The 17,037-nt window shown below is 32.2% G+C and carries 16 protein-coding genes; 5 read left to right on the forward strand and 11 right to left on the reverse strand.

Annotated elements, in window-relative coordinates:
• Nucleotides 1-124: 124 nt before the first annotated feature.
• The 6 genes from purU to ASE21_RS20685 form a co-directional block, all read right to left on the reverse strand.
• Nucleotides 125-979, reverse strand: a complete 855-nt coding sequence (purU, locus tag ASE21_RS20660; RefSeq protein WP_057124591.1) for a formyltetrahydrofolate deformylase — start codon at nucleotides 977-979, stop codon at nucleotides 125-127.
• Between the two features lie 110 nt (nucleotides 980-1,089).
• Entirely contained in the window at nucleotides 1,090-1,800 is a 711-nt protein-coding gene (locus ASE21_RS20665; protein WP_057124592.1) for a DUF4197 domain-containing protein, read from the reverse strand.
• Nucleotides 1,801-1,904: 104 nt separating this feature from the next.
• Nucleotides 1,905-2,465, reverse strand: coding sequence for a hypothetical protein (locus ASE21_RS20670; protein ID WP_057124593.1), 561 nt, complete (start codon nucleotides 2,463-2,465; stop codon nucleotides 1,905-1,907).
• Between the two features lie 208 nt (nucleotides 2,466-2,673).
• On the reverse strand, nucleotides 2,674-3,093 hold the full coding sequence (locus ASE21_RS20675) for a cytochrome c oxidase assembly factor Coa1 family protein (protein WP_057124650.1): 420 nt from the start codon (nucleotides 3,091-3,093) through the stop codon (nucleotides 2,674-2,676).
• A 239-nt stretch (nucleotides 3,094-3,332) separates the two neighbouring features.
• The gene (locus ASE21_RS20680) at nucleotides 3,333-3,674 is read right to left on the reverse strand and encodes a hypothetical protein (protein WP_057124594.1); all 342 of its coding nucleotides are present in this window, start codon (nucleotides 3,672-3,674) and stop codon (nucleotides 3,333-3,335) included.
• A 178-nt stretch (nucleotides 3,675-3,852) separates the two neighbouring features.
• Nucleotides 3,853-5,460, reverse strand: coding sequence for a murein L,D-transpeptidase (locus ASE21_RS20685; RefSeq protein ID WP_057124651.1), 1,608 nt, complete (start codon nucleotides 5,458-5,460; stop codon nucleotides 3,853-3,855).
• A gap of 290 nt (nucleotides 5,461-5,750) precedes the next feature.
• Between ASE21_RS20685 and ASE21_RS20690 the strand changes: the two genes are divergently transcribed.
• Both ASE21_RS20690 and ASE21_RS20695 read left to right on the forward strand, forming a co-directional pair.
• Nucleotides 5,751-9,191, forward strand: a complete 3,441-nt coding sequence (locus ASE21_RS20690) for a methylmalonyl-CoA mutase family protein (RefSeq protein ID WP_057124595.1) — start codon at nucleotides 5,751-5,753, stop codon at nucleotides 9,189-9,191.
• Nucleotides 9,192-9,273: 82 nt separating this feature from the next.
• Nucleotides 9,274-10,053, forward strand: coding sequence for a hypothetical protein (locus ASE21_RS20695; protein WP_128414736.1), 780 nt, complete (start codon nucleotides 9,274-9,276; stop codon nucleotides 10,051-10,053).
• A 553-nt stretch (nucleotides 10,054-10,606) separates the two neighbouring features.
• On the opposite strand, the gene ASE21_RS20700 is transcribed toward ASE21_RS20695, so the two are convergent.
• Entirely contained in the window at nucleotides 10,607-10,918 is a 312-nt protein-coding gene (locus ASE21_RS20700; protein ID WP_057124597.1) for a hypothetical protein, read from the reverse strand.
• Between the two features lie 204 nt (nucleotides 10,919-11,122).
• Here ASE21_RS20700 and ASE21_RS20705 point away from each other — a divergent pair, with 204 nt between their 5' ends.
• Complete coding sequence (locus tag ASE21_RS20705) at nucleotides 11,123-11,539, forward strand: helix-turn-helix domain-containing protein (RefSeq protein WP_057124598.1); 417 nt, start codon at nucleotides 11,123-11,125, stop codon at nucleotides 11,537-11,539.
• Between the two features lie 263 nt (nucleotides 11,540-11,802).
• On the opposite strand, the gene ASE21_RS20710 is transcribed toward ASE21_RS20705, so the two are convergent.
• The 4 genes from ASE21_RS20710 to ASE21_RS20725 all read right to left on the reverse strand — a co-directional run bounded on the left by ASE21_RS20710 (nucleotide 11,803) and on the right by ASE21_RS20725 (nucleotide 14,535).
• Nucleotides 11,803-12,189, reverse strand: coding sequence for a hypothetical protein (locus ASE21_RS20710; RefSeq protein WP_057124599.1), 387 nt, complete (start codon nucleotides 12,187-12,189; stop codon nucleotides 11,803-11,805).
• A 373-nt stretch (nucleotides 12,190-12,562) separates the two neighbouring features.
• Nucleotides 12,563-12,964, reverse strand: a complete 402-nt coding sequence (locus tag ASE21_RS20715) for a T9SS type A sorting domain-containing protein (RefSeq protein WP_057124600.1) — start codon at nucleotides 12,962-12,964, stop codon at nucleotides 12,563-12,565.
• Nucleotides 12,965-13,386: 422 nt separating this feature from the next.
• Nucleotides 13,387-13,749 (reverse strand): secretion protein, encoded by a 363-nt coding sequence (locus ASE21_RS20720; protein WP_057124601.1) that lies wholly within the window; start codon nucleotides 13,747-13,749, stop codon nucleotides 13,387-13,389.
• Between the two features lie 384 nt (nucleotides 13,750-14,133).
• Entirely contained in the window at nucleotides 14,134-14,535 is a 402-nt protein-coding gene (locus tag ASE21_RS20725) for a hypothetical protein (protein ID WP_057124602.1), read from the reverse strand.
• Between the two features lie 447 nt (nucleotides 14,536-14,982).
• Between ASE21_RS20725 and ASE21_RS20730 the strand changes: the two genes are divergently transcribed.
• Nucleotides 14,983-15,855 carry an AraC family transcriptional regulator gene (locus tag ASE21_RS20730; protein ID WP_057124603.1) on the forward strand — a complete coding sequence of 291 codons (873 nt, stop codon included), beginning with the start codon at nucleotides 14,983-14,985 and terminating at the stop codon, nucleotides 15,853-15,855.
• Between the two features lie 253 nt (nucleotides 15,856-16,108).
• Nucleotides 16,109-16,978, forward strand: a complete 870-nt coding sequence (locus ASE21_RS20735; protein WP_057124604.1) for an alpha/beta hydrolase — start codon at nucleotides 16,109-16,111, stop codon at nucleotides 16,976-16,978.
• Nucleotides 16,979-17,037: the final 59 nt, after the last annotated feature.

Consider the following 17,037-nt stretch of genomic DNA (forward strand, 5'->3'; position numbering starts at 1 on the left):
CCTGTCGGGTTTGTTATTTTTATACTCAAAGAGTTTTAACTCTTATAATTATTCAAAGTAAAAAACTTAGAACCTTAGCCTCTTAGAATCTTAGCTTCTTAGAACCTTAGCCTCTTAGACCCTTTTAAGAAAAAACCACTGTCTTATTACTATATACCATTGTTTTTCTTTCAGAATGCAGTTTAATAGCCCGTGCCAAAACAATTCGTTCTAAATCTCTTCCTTTCATAATAAAATCTTCAACAGAGTGGATATGCGATACCCTGGCAATATCCTGCTCAATAATCGGACCTTCGTCTAACTCTTCGGTAACATAATGGCTTGTTGCTCCAATAATTTTTACACCGCGTTTAAACGCTGAATGATAAGGTTTTGCTCCCGGAAACGCAGGTAAAAAAGAATGGTGTATATTTATAATTCTGTTTTCGTAAAGCGAAATTAATTTTGGCGTTATAATCTGCATGTAGCGCGCCAGCACAATAAAGTTTACATCATATCTCTTTAAAAGTTCAATCTGCTTTGCTTCGCCTTCTTCTTTATTGTCTTTTGTAAAAGGTACGCAGTGAAACGGAATATCAAATCGCTCAGCAATTGACCTTAAATCATTATGATTGCTTATAATAACCGGAATTTCAACATTGAGTTCTCCTGCGCTGTATCTTCCTAAAATATCAAACAAGCAATGATCGTATTTAGAAACAAATAACGCCATTTTTGGTTTTTGATCCTGATTGTACAAATCCCATGACATATTAAAATCGACTGCAAGAGTTTTATTAAAATCTTCTTTTAAAGTATCAATCGTAAATTTAGGATTGGTAAATTCACATTCCAACCGCATAAAAAATACATTTTGCTCCACATCAACATGCTGATCGATGTAAGTGATATTTCCTTCTACCTTAGCAATAAAAGTAGTTACCGAGGCAATAATGTTTTTTTGATCCTTGCAGTGAATCAGAATGGTTATTTTTTGCATTTTGGGTTTATTTTATTTTGGGTTTAATCGGTTAATTGTTAATTTGTTTAACCGCTAAGTTTGCAAACTTTTAAAGCTTTGAGCCTTTGTAACTTTGCAGCTAATAGAAATTATTTTCCGTCCTGAAGTGCAAAAACACTTTTTAATAAAGGTGTTGTTCTGGCACTGATATTATTACGGATTTCTTTTTCTTCTACAGCGATCATTTTAAAAACACCTGCCAAAGCCTGATTTGTTGTATAATCAGTCAGATCAGGATTTACTTTTTTAACCAGCGGAATAGTATTGTATTTATTTATGATTTTTGTCCACACGACATCGGCGCCTACTTTTGCAAAAGAACTTTTAATTACAGGATTAAATTTTCCGTATAAAGCCGTGGTAGTACTTCCTTGTAAATAAGATGTCGCTGCAGTATCATTTCCTAACAAAATATTTTTAGCATCTGTAAATGACATATTTTTAACTGCCGAAACGAAAATTGGAGTTGCTTCTTTTACAGCATCTTCTGCTGCACGGTTCAGCATTTTAATACCTTCATCGGCAAGAGAGCTTAAACCGACTTTTCTTAAAGTTGCATCTACTTTTTGTAATTCTTCGGGCATTAGGATTTTTACAGCTTCATTTTTGTAAAAACCGTCTGTTGCAGTTAATTTACTCACTTGTACTGTGATTCCTTTGTTTAAGGCTTCTTTTAATCCTGAAGCAATATCGACACCGCCAACACCCTGAGACATTTGAGGTAATTGACTTAAAGTTTGCTGCATCTCTGCACAGGAGGTAAGAGAAAATGTAAGGGCTAATATTAAAATCTTTTTCATTAGTAGGAATTTATTAAGTTTCAAAAATACTACTTATTCAAAAATAAAGCCACAATTTTATTTAAAGCAAAGTAACATTTTGTTGTAAACTTAACAATAATCATTTAAGGCCAGCTTGTACGGTTATCATACTGCCAATATTCTTTAGAAGAAATGTAAGTAGGCTGCAGTTTTATTTTTCGGTTGTTATGGGAATCAAAAAACTCTACTCGTATGATTTTTTCTCTGCTGTCATCGGTTAATTCGATGTTTCCTTCCGCATCATCAATTATTTTCTTTTTTTTCAGGTATAAAGCAGGTTTTTCAATACTATACTCTGTAGCAGCTTCATCATTTAGTTTCAGGCGACATTCTATTAAGTTTCCATTGCTGTCAAATGATTCAGTTCTTCTTAGAAAATTATCTTTATAGTAATATATTTCAAAAGCAATACTGCAGGATCCCGGAAGCAGTTTTTTATTTTGAAATCGAAAACGGAGTATCTGATTTTGTTCATTTGTAAATTCGATTGAACCATTTCCTTCTGCATTAACATCTTGATGTAATATTCTGAAAGGTTTTGAGAATTGTTTTATTCTATTAGCATAAGCATAGTAATTTCCGTTCTGCGCAAATGATGTATGGAATAAAAAAAAAGATATAATTATAAAAAAAGGAAATTTCATTGTATTGATAAATGTTTTAAGTTAATGAAGCGATGCTAAATAATATCTTCCTAATTGATACAAGTTTTTTTGCTGAAAAAGAATGTACTTTCGTTTTTCCTTAATGTGCATACGCAGAACTTTCAATAGAAACTTTATAAATCAATAAAATATTCGCCAGATTTAAGGAACAGAATTACTTTCCTGAATCGTTCATAATATATTTTTGTTATTTCTTCAATAAATCAATCTCTTCATCTGTTTTATCAATATAAACAGACATTTGCTCGTATTTCCATTTTCCTCTTTTTGTGCCCACAATAAATAATGTTGCTTCACCTTTTGGACCTTTTATAGGAATTTGTAAATCGCAATCTCCGGTATCGTTACTGATATTAATACTTCCGGACATTATTCCGTTAGTTTCGAGAGGACTTCCTAATTTTTGAATTACCATTTTATTTTGCTGAGCGGCAGCCATCGACTCCTTAAAAGCATCAGAATCTTTCATCATTGAGGTAATTCCAAAAAAGATTCCTCCTAAAAAGAGGCCAAAAAGTACTATAAGGCTTAAACATCCTGTTGGAACAAACCATTTCCAGTTTCTGTCCCACCAATTTTTTTTCGGTTGATAATGATCGTCTTGCATAATGTTTTTGATTTGGTTTAATTTCTGAAAGATATTAATTTTCAGAATAATCAAAAACTATTTATCTTTTTTGCAGAACATTTCTGATCATCACAAATAAAAAATCACCTTACAATATAATTATAAGATGATTTTTAAGGTTTTATTAGTTCTAAAATCAGTTGAATTGTAGATTATCTGACTTTCCTGAACTTATGTCTAACCTCAAAGTGTTATTATAATTCGGGACAAAAAAGGTGTTAAGCGGATTGCAGGGAATATAAATCTGGATCGTAAACTGGTTCGATTTGCATTAAATCAGCTAAGATTTTTTCAGTATAATCTTTTCCTCCAACCGCGAGATAAAATAAGGATTTTGAAAGATAAAATGGTATTAATGGCAGTCTGTTCCATCCCATTGCTATATTTTTCAAAAAATGTTTTAATGCGTATTTAAATGTATTTTCTTCCGGACGAATAAAGTAAATCGTATAACTTTTAATTTTCGTCATTAAATCTGGAAACATTACAAATCGTGCACCTTGTTGTATTAATAGATTAATTTCAAAAAGTGATAATCCTTCTATATTTTCTGCTTTCATGGTAAATTGATTTTGTAAAATAATAGTAGTTTAATTATAGTACAAAGTTCGCCCTGAACGCTCTGTTATTTATACCGTAAAAGTTTTTAAAATAATAAGTTAGGTTTTTTTTGAAAAAGAAATCGGAAACTCACTGCTGAATTTCCGATTTCAATTTATTTATGATTTAAGTGTGGTATTAGTTTGAAGCTACCCCGTCTACAGGAAATAAAAAGTTATTTAATTCTGTATCTTTTTCATACACATCCTGATAAAAACTAACTTCTCCGGAATCATGTACCCATGATGTAAAATATGTAATGTAAATTGGCACTTTATTTGGCAGTTTAAACATAGTTTCTGCTTTTCCGTCCATAGCTTTATTGATTTTTTCTGTAGTCCATTCCGGATAATCTTTAAGCATTGCAATTGCTAATTCTTTTGCTTTATTTACATTAATACATCCGTGGCTGAAAGTTCTTCTTTCAAAATCAAATAGAGATTTTGCAGGCGTATCGTGCATGTAAATATCTTCAGGATTTGGGAAAATAAATTTCACTAATCCAAGAGAGTTATTTGGTCCCGGTTTTTGTCTTACCATTCCATTGGCCATTTCCATGTTGTGATCGGCTAAATAATTAGGATCGGCAGCAATTTTCATTTTTAATTCGTTATCCACAATACTTTGAGGAACTGTCCAGTACGGGCTAAAAACAATTTTGTCTATATTTCCGTTAAAAATGGTTGTTTTAGTAACAGCAGATCCAACAAAAACTTTAGAAGTAAGTTCCGGTTTTCCGTTTTTTACATAAACCAATTCAAAAGATGGAATATTTACAATAATATATTCTTTGTCTTTTAGGATTTTTGGAGAAATCCAACGGCAGCGTTCCATGTTCACCATCAAGGTATTAATCTTGTCTTTAAGCGGAATATTCATTTCCTTAATATGATCTTCAGAAAGAATATAGTTTGGTTTAAATCCGTTTCTAACTTTGTACTTCATCACACCATCCATTAATTCCTGATCATAAAAATCGCTTTTAGAATCTCGTTTTAAATCTCCCAAAATAAATAATCTTGTTCTAACCTGGCCAATAGTAGGTGAAGTGGCATCTGGTCGAAGATCTTTATAAGGTTTTTCGGCAACGATTGGTTTCCAGACATTCGCTTTTTCTATTTCTCTGTATTGTTTCAGAGCATCCTGTAATTTGTAATATTGGTTAAAAAGAAGCTCATCATTTTTCTCTAATAAAGTAGGTTCGGTTATTAAAGAATCTAATAAAGCGTCATAAGATATTTCTTTTTTTGGAAGAAGCCATCCTGTTTTTTTAGCAGTTTCGGCATCTAAACCAACATATACACGATTCATATATATAATGTATGCGGCACTCAAAAGCATATCAGCATCTGCTTTTGATGGTTTATCTTTTGATTTTTTGGCAAATATTTGATCGATTTCATATTTATAAGGAAGCTCAAATACTAAACCTTCCTCATAAGTGTCATTTAACTTCTCATATAGTTTTTTACCAAACTCGTTGATTTTATCATCTTCGTACCAAATTGGCCCGTATGATCTTGTTTTGTATAATGACACAACTTCGTTTTGATATTTTTTAAGATCAGAATATCTCTTAAAAAAGTCTTCTAAAACTTCACTGTCAACTTTTGTATCTGAATTATTATTTAGATAAGATTTATTTAAATCAATGTTTTCACTTATATTGCTATATTCATTTTTACCGTACGATAATATAGTAATACTAAGAGCTAAAATTATGCTTAATGGATATGTTGTTTTCATTTTCATTTAAATTTTTACGTTACTACTTAGACTTCAAGTTCTGGTAAAAATCCGGGGCCTTTTCTACATTGCTAAATTACTTTAGGATGTTGAGAATGAGTTGCTTTATTCAATTTAGATTTTTCAAAATTGCCACATGCAGGTTTATATGGTATAAATCAGATAATTACAATTTTTGTTACCTGTTTATTAACGAAATCGATATATTTTTTAAAAACATAAACGTATGATCCTAACCGAATATTAAAATATTTTGTAAATTGCTCCCTTAAAATTATCATATTCATAAAATGGAACAACAAATACCATATATTCCTAAAAATAAAGTAAGAATTGTAACCGCTGCTTCGCTTTTTGACGGTCATGATGCGGCAATTAATATAATGCGTCGTATCATTCAGTCGACCGGGGTTGAGGTAATTCACCTTGGTCATGACAGAAGTGTTGAAGAAGTTGTAAATACAGCGATCCAGGAAGATGCCAATGCCATTGCAATGACTTCTTATCAGGGCGGACACAATGAATACTTTAAATATATGTACGATCTGCTTCATGAAAAAGGCGCAGGTCATATTAAAATTTTTGGAGGAGGGGGCGGTGTTATTCTCCCATCTGAGATTTCAGAATTGCATGAATATGGTATTACAAGAATTTACGCTCCGGATGACGGCCGTTCTTTAGGTCTTCAGGGAATGATTAATGATTTGGTACAACAGTCTGATTTTCCTATTGGAGATAAATTGAACGGAGAAATCGATCATATCGAAAATAAAGTGCCGACGGCAATTGCACGTTTAATTTCGGCAGCTGAGAATTTCCCTGAAATTGCAAAACCCGTTTTTGATAAAATACACGAAAGCAATACTACTTCTAAAATTCCGGTTTTAGGAATTACAGGAACAGGCGGTGCCGGAAAATCATCTTTGGTAGACGAATTGGTGCGCCGTTTTTTAATTGACTTCCCGGAAAAAACAATCGGATTAATTTCTGTCGATCCTTCGAAAAGAAAAACCGGAGGAGCGCTTTTAGGAGACAGAATCCGTATGAATGCCATTAATAATCCTCGTGTATATATGCGTTCGCTGGCAACACGCCAGTCGAATTTGGCTTTATCTAAATATGTAGCCGAAGCCATTCAGGTTTTAAAAGCGGCAAAATACGATTTGATTATTTTGGAAACTTCCGGAATTGGCCAGTCTGATACAGAGATTATGGACCATTCTGATGTGTCCTTATATGTAATGACTCCGGAGTTTGGTGCAGCAACGCAGTTGGAAAAAATCGACATGCTGGATTTTGCCGATTTAGTGGCTTTAAATAAGTTTGATAAAAGAGGTGCACTAGACGCTTTGCGTGATGTAAAAAAACAATATCAAAGAAACCATAACCTTTGGGATAAAAATCCGGATGAAATGCCGGTTTTCGGAACGATTGCTTCGCAGTTTAACGATCCTGGGATGAATACGCTTTACAAAGCAATTATGGATAAAGTGGCAGAAAAAACAGATTCTGACCTCAAATCTACTTTTGCAATCACTAAAGAAATGAGCGAGAAAATCTTCGTGATTCCGCCCCACAGAACACGTTATTTGTCTGAAATTGCAGAGAATAACAGAAGTTATGATGAAACAGCACTAGCGCAGCAAAAAGTCGCACAGAAATTATACGGAATTTTCAAAACAATAGAATCAGTTTCTGGAAAAATACCGCAAATCACAAAAGCAGGAATCGACGATAATAGTGTCATCCTGAGCGGAGTCGAAGGACTTGACGAAAACAGAATCTTTTTGAATCTTTTACTGAATCAATTCGATAAAGTAAAAATGGACTTAGATCCGTACAATTGGGAAATTATCCTGAATTGGGACGAAAAAGTAGCGAAATATAAAAATCCGGTTTATTCTTTTAAAGTTCGTGATAAAGAAATTAAAATCGCGACACATTCTGAAAGTTTATCGCATTTACAAATTCCAAAAATTGCTTTACCGAAATACGAGGGCTGGGGCGATATTCTGCGTTGGAATTTGCAGGAAAATGTTCCGGGCGAATTTCCTTTTGCATCGGGATTGTACCCTTTTAAACGTGAAGGCGAAGATCCGTCGAGAATGTTTGCGGGCGAGGGCGGACCGGAAAGAACCAACAAGCGTTTTCATTATGTAAGTGCAGGAATGCCGGCAAAACGTCTTTCGACTGCTTTTGACAGCGTTACTTTATACGGAAACGATCCCGATTTGCGTCCGGATATTTACGGAAAAATTGGAAATGCCGGAGTTTCTATCTGTTGTTTAGACGACGCTAAAAAATTATATTCAGGTTTTGATTTGGTTCATGCATTGACTTCGGTAAGTATGACCATCAACGGACCTGCGCCAATGTTGTTAGGTTTTTTTATGAATGCCGCAATTGATCAGCAATGTGAGATTTATATTAAAGCCAATGATTTAGAAAAAGAAGTTGAAGCCAAAATCAACAAGCTATATAAAGACAAAGGAATCGAAAGGCCTAAATACCAAGGCGAACTTCCGGCTGGAAATAACGGTTTAGGATTAATGCTTTTGGGCGTTACCGGAGATCAGGTTCTGCCTTTGGAAGTATATAATGAAATTAAAGTAAAAACGTTATCTCAGGTTCGAGGAACAGTTCAGGCCGATATTTTAAAAGAAGATCAGGCACAGAATACTTGTATTTTCTCAACAGAATTTGCTTTACGATTAATGGGAGACGTTCAGGAATATTTTATCACTAAAAACGTTCGTAATTTTTATTCAGTTTCGATTTCTGGATATCATATTGCAGAAGCGGGAGCAAATCCAATTACGCAGTTGGCCTTCACGCTTTCAAATGGTTTCACTTACGTGGAATATTATTTGAGCCGCGGAATGAACATCAACGATTTTGGACCAAATTTATCCTTCTTCTTTTCGAATGGAGTAGATCCAGAATATTCAGTAATTGGTCGTGTAGCGCGTAAAATTTGGGCGAAAGCCATGAAAAATAAATACGGTGCGAACGAAAGAGCACAAATGCTGAAATACCATATTCAGACATCTGGGCGTTCTTTACATGCGCAGGAAATTGATTTTAACGATATTAGAACGACTTTACAGGCTTTGTATGCCATTTATGATAACTGTAACTCATTGCATACCAATGCTTATGATGAAGCGATTACAACGCCAACAGAAGAGTCTGTTCGCAGGGCAATGGCAATTCAGCTGATTATTAATAAAGAATTAGGGCTGGCGAAAAATGAAAACCCAATTCAAGGTTCATTCATCATTGAAGAACTAACAGATTTAGTTGAAGCTGCGGTTTTACAGGAATTTGACAGAATTACAGAAAGAGGCGGTGTTCTTGGTGCAATGGAAACCATGTACCAAAGATCTAAAATTCAGGAAGAAAGTTTGTATTACGAAACCTTAAAACACAATGGCGATTTCCCAATTGTGGGTGTAAATACTTTTCTGAGTTCAAAAGGTTCACCAACAGTAATTCCGGCAGAAGTAATTCGTGCTACAGAAGAAGAAAAACAATATCAAATTACGATGCTGGATAACTTACACCAGTTTCACGAAGCGAAAGTAAACGAGCATTTAAACAGCTTACAGCAAGCCGCCATTAAAAACGAAAATTTATTCGATTATTTAATGGAAGCTACAAAGGTTTGTTCGTTAGGGCAGATTACTTCGGCATTGTTTGAAGTGGGCGGACAGTATAGAAGGAATATGTAAAATTCTTTATTATAATTTAAAAAGCACGTTTAGTTAACTAAATGTGCTTTTTTATTGAGAAAGTAATTATTTTTATTATTCAATGAATAGACTAAAATTTAATAATCGAATGAGTATAACTAATTATTCAAATGAAAGATTATTTCACAGACTTTTAAATAATAAGTCAAGTAAAAATTATTGGAAATATATTGGTGAATTAAGAAAACGAACTGAAAAGTCTGTTTTTCAAAAAAGCTCTGAACTAATTAAATCAGAAAAAGCTAAAGAAAAAATTATCGGAATAAATATTTTGGCTCAATTTGGATTTCCGAGATTACACTTAAAGCAGATTTTAAAATTGTATTTCAATTTATTAAAAACTGAAACTGATAAAAACGTAATTAGTTCTGTTTTTTATGGAATTGGGCATAATAATGAACACCTAAATGATAAACAAATCGATATAATTTGCTATTATAAAGATCACAAAAGTGTAAATGTGAGACATAGTTTGGTTTATGCAATTCTTGGTGTTGAAAAAATCAAATCTATCGAGACATTAATTCAATTAAGTGAAGATAAAAATTCGGATATCAGAAATTGGGCAACATTTGGATTAGGAACACAAATTACCACAGATAATGAAATAATTCAAGATGCTTTATGGAAAAGAATAAAGGATAAGGATGAGGACACAAAATTTGAAGCAATAGTAGGTTTAGCTAAGCGTAAAATTAAGGATATAAGAAATGTTTTAAAAAATGAAGTTGAGAACATGAGTTTTATAAATCCATTACTTATAGAAGCAATTGAAGAGTTTAAAGATCAGGAACTTTTGTTTTTGTTAAATCAACAAATAGAAAATAAAAAACTGACTTAGTTAGTGTGCATAGAGAGGGACGCTCGCTCCACCAAAATTTATAATTCTAAAAATTTTGTAAAGAAACTTTAAATCAAATGTTCCCACGGAACGTAACATCCGTGTTCTACCAACGAAATGTTCCAATGGAATATTCTGCGAAAAATTTATGTTTCGTAGAAACATTTCGGTGATAGATTTGCAGTATCAAATTTTAATATCGTCCTGTAAGGACGTTTGGATTTGATTTTATTGTTTGTACAAACGCAATTATTGAAATCTAATGAGAAATTTGTTTGATTACAATTTTAGGTAACTTTGTAAAAATATTCCGCTAGCGCGAGCGTCCCGCTCGTGAACGCAAAGTTTATCTTTTCCAGTATGTCATTTCGAGGAACGAGAAATCTTCGCAAGAAGCTCCGTAAAAAATGTCTCCAATCGTTGTAGAGTTACTAGTGAAGATTTCTCCTTACGTCGAAATGACATGACTGATGCTATTAAATTGACTACAAATTGTAGTCAACTTAATAAAAAAATATACCGTTACTATTAGTTACGGTTTGAAATTATAAGTTTAATCAACAACCTCCCCAACAAATCCCAAAAACTCCATTTCATCCAAAGGAAAAATAGAAAGAACAGTTTCTAAAATAAGCGACACATTAATAGCCGAACTTTTGTTTTGAGAACTTGGCGGATCGTGATCGAGAGCCAAAATGCACATTTTTAATAAATCGGTAATAATACAGCCGAGTTCGAGATAACTTACAACTTTAATCTGCGCAGTGTATTCTTTAGAATTATCGCTGGCAGGTTTTAAGGTTTTAAAATACAAGGCAGTTAATTGTTTCAGACGTTCTAGGCTTTTAGTTTCATTTACTTCCATAATGTTTGTTTTTTATTGGCTTATAATTAATTGCTTTACAATTTGAGTTTTATAAAATAATTATAAGAAAAATTGTACTTTTGTTTGATTCGGCGAAGGAAGAAATAAAATAATTTTTACAATACCAGTTTTGTTGGTATTAAACTCATTAAATAAGTTTTTTACCAATGAAATTTTTTTACACTTAATTAGTATCTTTGAATTATGAGCACATTTACAAAACCAAATCACATAGGACGAAAAATAAGCCGTATACGTGAACTTCGCGATATGAAACAAGAAGCTTTGGCTTATGCGATGGGAATTAGCCAGCAAACTATTTCGGCTATTGAAAACAGCGAAACGGTAGACGAAGAAAGACTGACAGAAATTGCAAAAGCGCTTGGTGTAACAGTTGATGCTATTAAAAGTTTTTCAGAAGAAGGCATGATTAATTATTTCAATACTTTTACAGATACAAAAGATAGCCAAGTAAATTTTGGAAATAGTAACAATTGCACTTTCAATCCATTAGATAAATTAATGGAAACGGTAGAAGAAAATAAAAAACTCTACGAGCGTTTACTTCAGGCAGAAAAAGATAAAATCGAATATTTGGAGAAATTGCTAAAAGAGAAGTAATTAGTATTTTTTAAAATATAGAAAACCTCCCAGAAACGGGAGGTTTTTATTTTTAATAGAGAATTAAAGAGTAAAATTCTATACAGTTTGTCATTCTCCTTCGTCGAAATGACAATATTGGGGGTATAAAGTTCTAAGGAAGTTCCGAAGGAACAATATATATTGTAGAGATGGATTTTAATCCATCATAAAAATCATGAACATAAAAAAAGCAGCTCTTGGTAAGGAGCTGCTTTCATTTTTTTGAGGGGCAAAAAAAGTGGTTAACGACGAAATCCTGGACTATAGTTTACAGATTCGTCTAACTTAACTGTTTTTACCTTTTTAGCAGCAACTTTAATTTCGTGCTTAGCGACTTTGTCGTTTGCTTTAACTTCAAGAACATAAGTTCCGGCTGGAAAACCTTCAAGACTTATTGTTTTTGAAACTTCCAATTTGTTTGCTGCAGATTCTCCCGCATAAAGTAAATTGTGATTTTCGTCGTAGATAGAAAAAGATGATTTTTCAAATGTGTCTAAAGAAAAGCTAACTACTTTTCCTTTTCCAGTTTGAATGTTTAAAATAAAATCGCCTTTTCCATCAATGGCGTAAGTAAATAATGTTGCAAAAAAGAGGGCTGCAACTAACCCAGTTTTGGTAAATTTTGTCATGTTTTTTTAAAGTTTTATTACTAAATGTGGAACGTCCAAAACTACAAATACAAATTTAATTTTCCGCAAAAAAATCACGTTTTTTAATACTTAAAATGCTGAATTAAAACTATTTCTGTGTTTTGTCTACGCTATGTACGTAAATACGGGGGCTGCGGTTTGAAAAAAAAATATTTTTTTTAATGCAATAGAAACCAGACAGATACAATTATTAAGAATAATTTTCCAAATTTTTTCGATTTTTTAAAAAACCGAAAAATTTAACATAAAAAAAACAGCTCAATAACCACAAAGAGCTGTTTTTAAAACAATCACAGTTTTAACTTTACTAACTATCTAACCTTAGTTTATACTTGTAAAAAGTATAAGATTTTTAGCGCACTGCTACGCTTGTATTTTTATCAGAAACTGTTTTGTAAACAGATGAAATTGCTTTTGCAGATAATACAGTCGTATTATTTGTAATCGTAATTTCGTGTCTCACTTTTTTTACGTTGTCTTCGGCTTCTAAGAAGTAAGTTCCTTCCGGAAATTCTTCTAAACTAAAAGTTCTTAATATTCCATCTTTACCTGAAGCAGTTTCAGAATAAATTAGATTTCCGTCTTGGTCGTAAATTGCCAGGTTTGCTTTTTGCAATTTGTTTATTGCAAATGTTATAAGCTTTCCGTCAGCTTTTATTACATGAAGATTAAAGTCTCCATTTCCATCAATTGCATACGTACTTCCTGTAAAAAGTACAGCACATACTAAACTCAATTTTAAAATCTTTTTCATAACTGTTAGTTTTAAATTATTAGTTTAATTCTCTGATGTAAAATTACTACAAGAGTGCCTGTTTTTTATCAACCCTGTTTTCCAATTTCGATGCTGTATTCTCATTTACGAAACCGTTATAGGTTAAAGTTTGAATTATTTTTATCGTTTTTGTTAATTCGGTTATTATTTTTCAAAGAATTTGCAAATTCTTGAATTTACCTTTTTCTTACATTTTGTTAATAATCAAAGTCCCAAAAATGCTGGTTTGTAAATTTGATTTTACCAAAAGTAAAGCACAAAAAAAACAGCTCAATAACCACAAAGAGCTGTTTCTAAAACTTACGTTTTTAAACTTTACTAACTATCTAACCTCATTTTTATACTGTATGCGAGTATAAATTTTTCAGTGCTTTTGCACTTATATTTTTAGCAGGATCTGCTTAATTTAATGTCAGGGCTTTTGAAGACAAAACAGTAGTTTCATTTGTTACTGTAATTTCGTGTCTTGCTTTTTTGAAGTTGTCTTCAATTTCTAAAAAATAAGTTCCGGCTGGAAATTCTTCTAAACTAAATGTTCTTAAAATTCCGTCTTTACCAGAAGCGTTTTCAGAATAAATTAAATTATCGTTTTTGTCATATATACTAATAACTGCTTTTTGAGTCTGGTTTAAAGCAAATGTGATTACTTTTCCGTTAGCTCTTAATACATGAAGGTTAAAAGCGTTATTTCCGTCAATTGCATAAGTACTTAATCCTGATAAAAGTACAGCACATACTAAACTCAATTTTAAATTCTTTTTCATACTATTTGTTTTTGATGTTTATCTCTTCTCTAATTCTCTGATGTAAAATTACTTTAGTTATATGTTTTTTTTATTTACTCTATTTTCCAATTTCGATGCTATATTCTCATTTACGAAACCGTTATAGGTTAAAATTTGAATTATTTTAGGTGTTTTTGTTAATTCGGTTATTATTTTTCAATGTTTTTGAAAAGATGCTGAGGTCCTAAAATGCTAAATTTTTAAGTTTTTTAAACTTGAAACCTCAAGCCTGAAACAAAAGATCAAAAAGTTTGAAACAAAAAAAAACAGCCCAATAACCACAAAGAGCTGTTTTTAAAACTTACGTTTTTAACTTTACTAACTATCTAACCTTAGTTTATACTTATGAGAAGTATAAGTTTTTTAGCGTACTGCTACACTAGTATTTTTATCAGAAACTGTTTTGTAAACAGATGAAATTGCTTTTGAAGATAAAGTGGCAATCTCATTGTTTACAGTAATTTCATATCTAACTTTTTTTGCGTTGTCTTCAACTTCTAAGAAGTAAGTTCCATCAGGAAAATCCTGTAAGCTGAAAGTTCTTAAGATTCCGTCTTTACCTGTAGCATTTTCAGAATAGAATAAAGTACCTTCTTTATCGTATATAGCTAATTTTGCTTTTTGTAATTGGTTAAGACCAAAAGTGATTACTTTTCCGTTTTTCAATACATGAAGATTAAAGTCCTCATTTCCATCAATCGCATAAGTGCTTACACCTGCAAAAAGAGCAGCACATACTAAACTTAATTTTACAATCTTATTCATCGTATTTGTTTTTAAATTATTATCTCTAATTCTCTGATGTAAAATTACTTAGTCTTGTCTATTTTATATCAACTCTATTTTCCAATTTATGTGCTATATTCTCATTTACGAAACCGTTATAGGTTAAAATTTGAATTATTTTAGGTGTTTTTGTTAATTAGGCTGTTATTTTTCAAAGAATATTAATTGTTAACTTTTATAAAATTTCCAATTTTCTTACAGAAATAATGAATATCTATAAAAGCAGTCGAATAAATACGATATCCTGAAAAAATCTACAATAAAAATACGGGTCGTATAAAAAATGCCTGTTTTTGAATAATGTCTAAACTAGTTTTTTGTGTGTTTTGGTGAAAAATTCTCATTTACGAAACCGATATAGGTTAATTTTTGAATTTTATTAGACGTTTTTGTTAAATTTGTTATTATTTTTTAAAAGGATTTATCATGAAGACAATTGCCCCGGCTCTTGAAGTGATAACTAACTCATACGGAAGTTCTTTTACCTACACTAAACACGCTGAAAAGACCAATAGCAAAGCTCATTTATGGCATTATCATCCAGAGATTGAGTTGGTTTATATAAATGGCGGGGCAGGAAAAAGACAAATAGGAAGCCATGTTTCCTATTATACGAATGGTAGTTTGATTCTGATAGGCTCTAATTTACCGCATTGCGGTTTTACGAATGAACAAACGGGAAATGTAAACGAAACAGTCATTCATATTAAACCTGAGTTTTTAGGGAATGGTTTTTTGGCAGTACCGGAAATGAGAAAAATTCAAAATGTTTTAAGTCAGTCTAAAGGCGGAATCGCTTTTGGAGGAGAAACTAAAAAACATATTGGAAAAAAAATCGAAATGATGGAACAACAGCTTCCGTTTGAACGCCTTTTGACACTTTTAAGTATTCTGCACGAACTGGATTCTTCTGAAGAATACACATTGCTTAATGCAGATGGCTTTGCAATGGAATTACAAACACAGGATAACGATCGTATGAATGTGGTTTTTAATTTTGTGAAAGATAATTTCCAGCAGTCAATCGCAATAGATGAAGTTTCGAGTTTAGTTAGTATGACAACGCCTTCATTTTGCAGATATTTTAAAAAGATTTCGAACAAAACGTTTACGGAGTTTGTAAACGAATACAGACTGGTTCATGCTTCAAAACTTTTGGCCGAGAAACCAATTAGTATTAATGAAGTTTGTTACGAAAGCGGTTTTAATAATTTCAGCCACTTTAGCAAATCTTTTAAACAATATACAGGTAAAAGCGCATCACAATATCGTCACGAACACAAAATTATAATTAGTTAGTGGTTTTTAAGCCACAGATTACACAGATTAAAATGATTTTTTAAAATTCGTTATAAGCCAGTAGAAAAATAATTTGTCTAATTTACTATAGAACAACTTTTCATAAAAAAATCTCAGAATCTGTGTAATCTGCGGCTAAAAAAAATATAAAATTCATAAATCCGATTAGTGTAAAACTGGTCGGATTTTTCATTTATAGTTTATTCAGAAAAAAGGTATATTTACATTCCTTAATTGAAAAAAAACTATCAAAATGAAAAACCTCAAAATTTTAGTATTCTTTATTTTTCTGTTTGTTTCGTCTATGTCATACGCAGCAAAAGTAGATACTCTTCAAATTGCAAGCGCAGCTATGAACAAGACCTACAAAGCGGCTGTAGTTTTACCAAACTCTTATGCAAAAAGCAAATCGACGTTTCCGGTACTATATTTATTACATGGAGCTTACGGGCATTTTAGCGACTGGCTGAAAAACACTCCCAATAAAAAATTAGTTCAGAATTTATCAGATCAATATAATCTTATTATTGTAATGCCGGAAGGTGAGACGTTTAGTTTTTATCTCGACAGTCCTGTAAATAAAGAAAGTCAGTTTGAAACTTTTATTACACAGGAAGTTATTCAAAAGGTAGATAAAACATACAGAACAATTAGCAATAAAAGCGGAAGAGTCATTACAGGACTTTCTATGGGTGGTCATGGCGCTTTGTATCTGTCTGCCAGACATCCGGATTTATTCTGTGCTGCCGGAAGTATGAGCGGAGCAGTAGATATGAGCACGATGCTTAACCGTGAATCTTCGGCGCAGGTGATAAAATTAATGCAGCCTGTTTTTGGAGACAGAAGTGATAATTCTGAATTATATGCGCAGCATGCCGTTATGGGAATGCTGGATAAAATAAAAGCAAACAAATTGCCTTTAATTATTGACTGTGGCGTTGATGATTTTTTAATCGAACCTAACAGAGAATTACACCGCAGATTGGTATATAATAGAGTAGAACACGATTATACCGAAAGACCGGGGGCACATACTTGGGAATATTGGGAAAATTCCTTACCTTACCATGTATTATTTTTTAGCAAAATCCTATTTAAAAATCAGGTTGTTGCAAAAAAATAATTAGAAATTTTGTTCCAAAGCCAGTTTAACAAATTTTTGGTTTGGTTTTTGGAATGCTT

The organism is Flavobacterium sp. Root901, assembly GCF_001429765.1.
In the GTDB taxonomy this organism is placed as follows: Bacteria; Bacteroidota; Bacteroidia; order Flavobacteriales; family Flavobacteriaceae; genus Flavobacterium.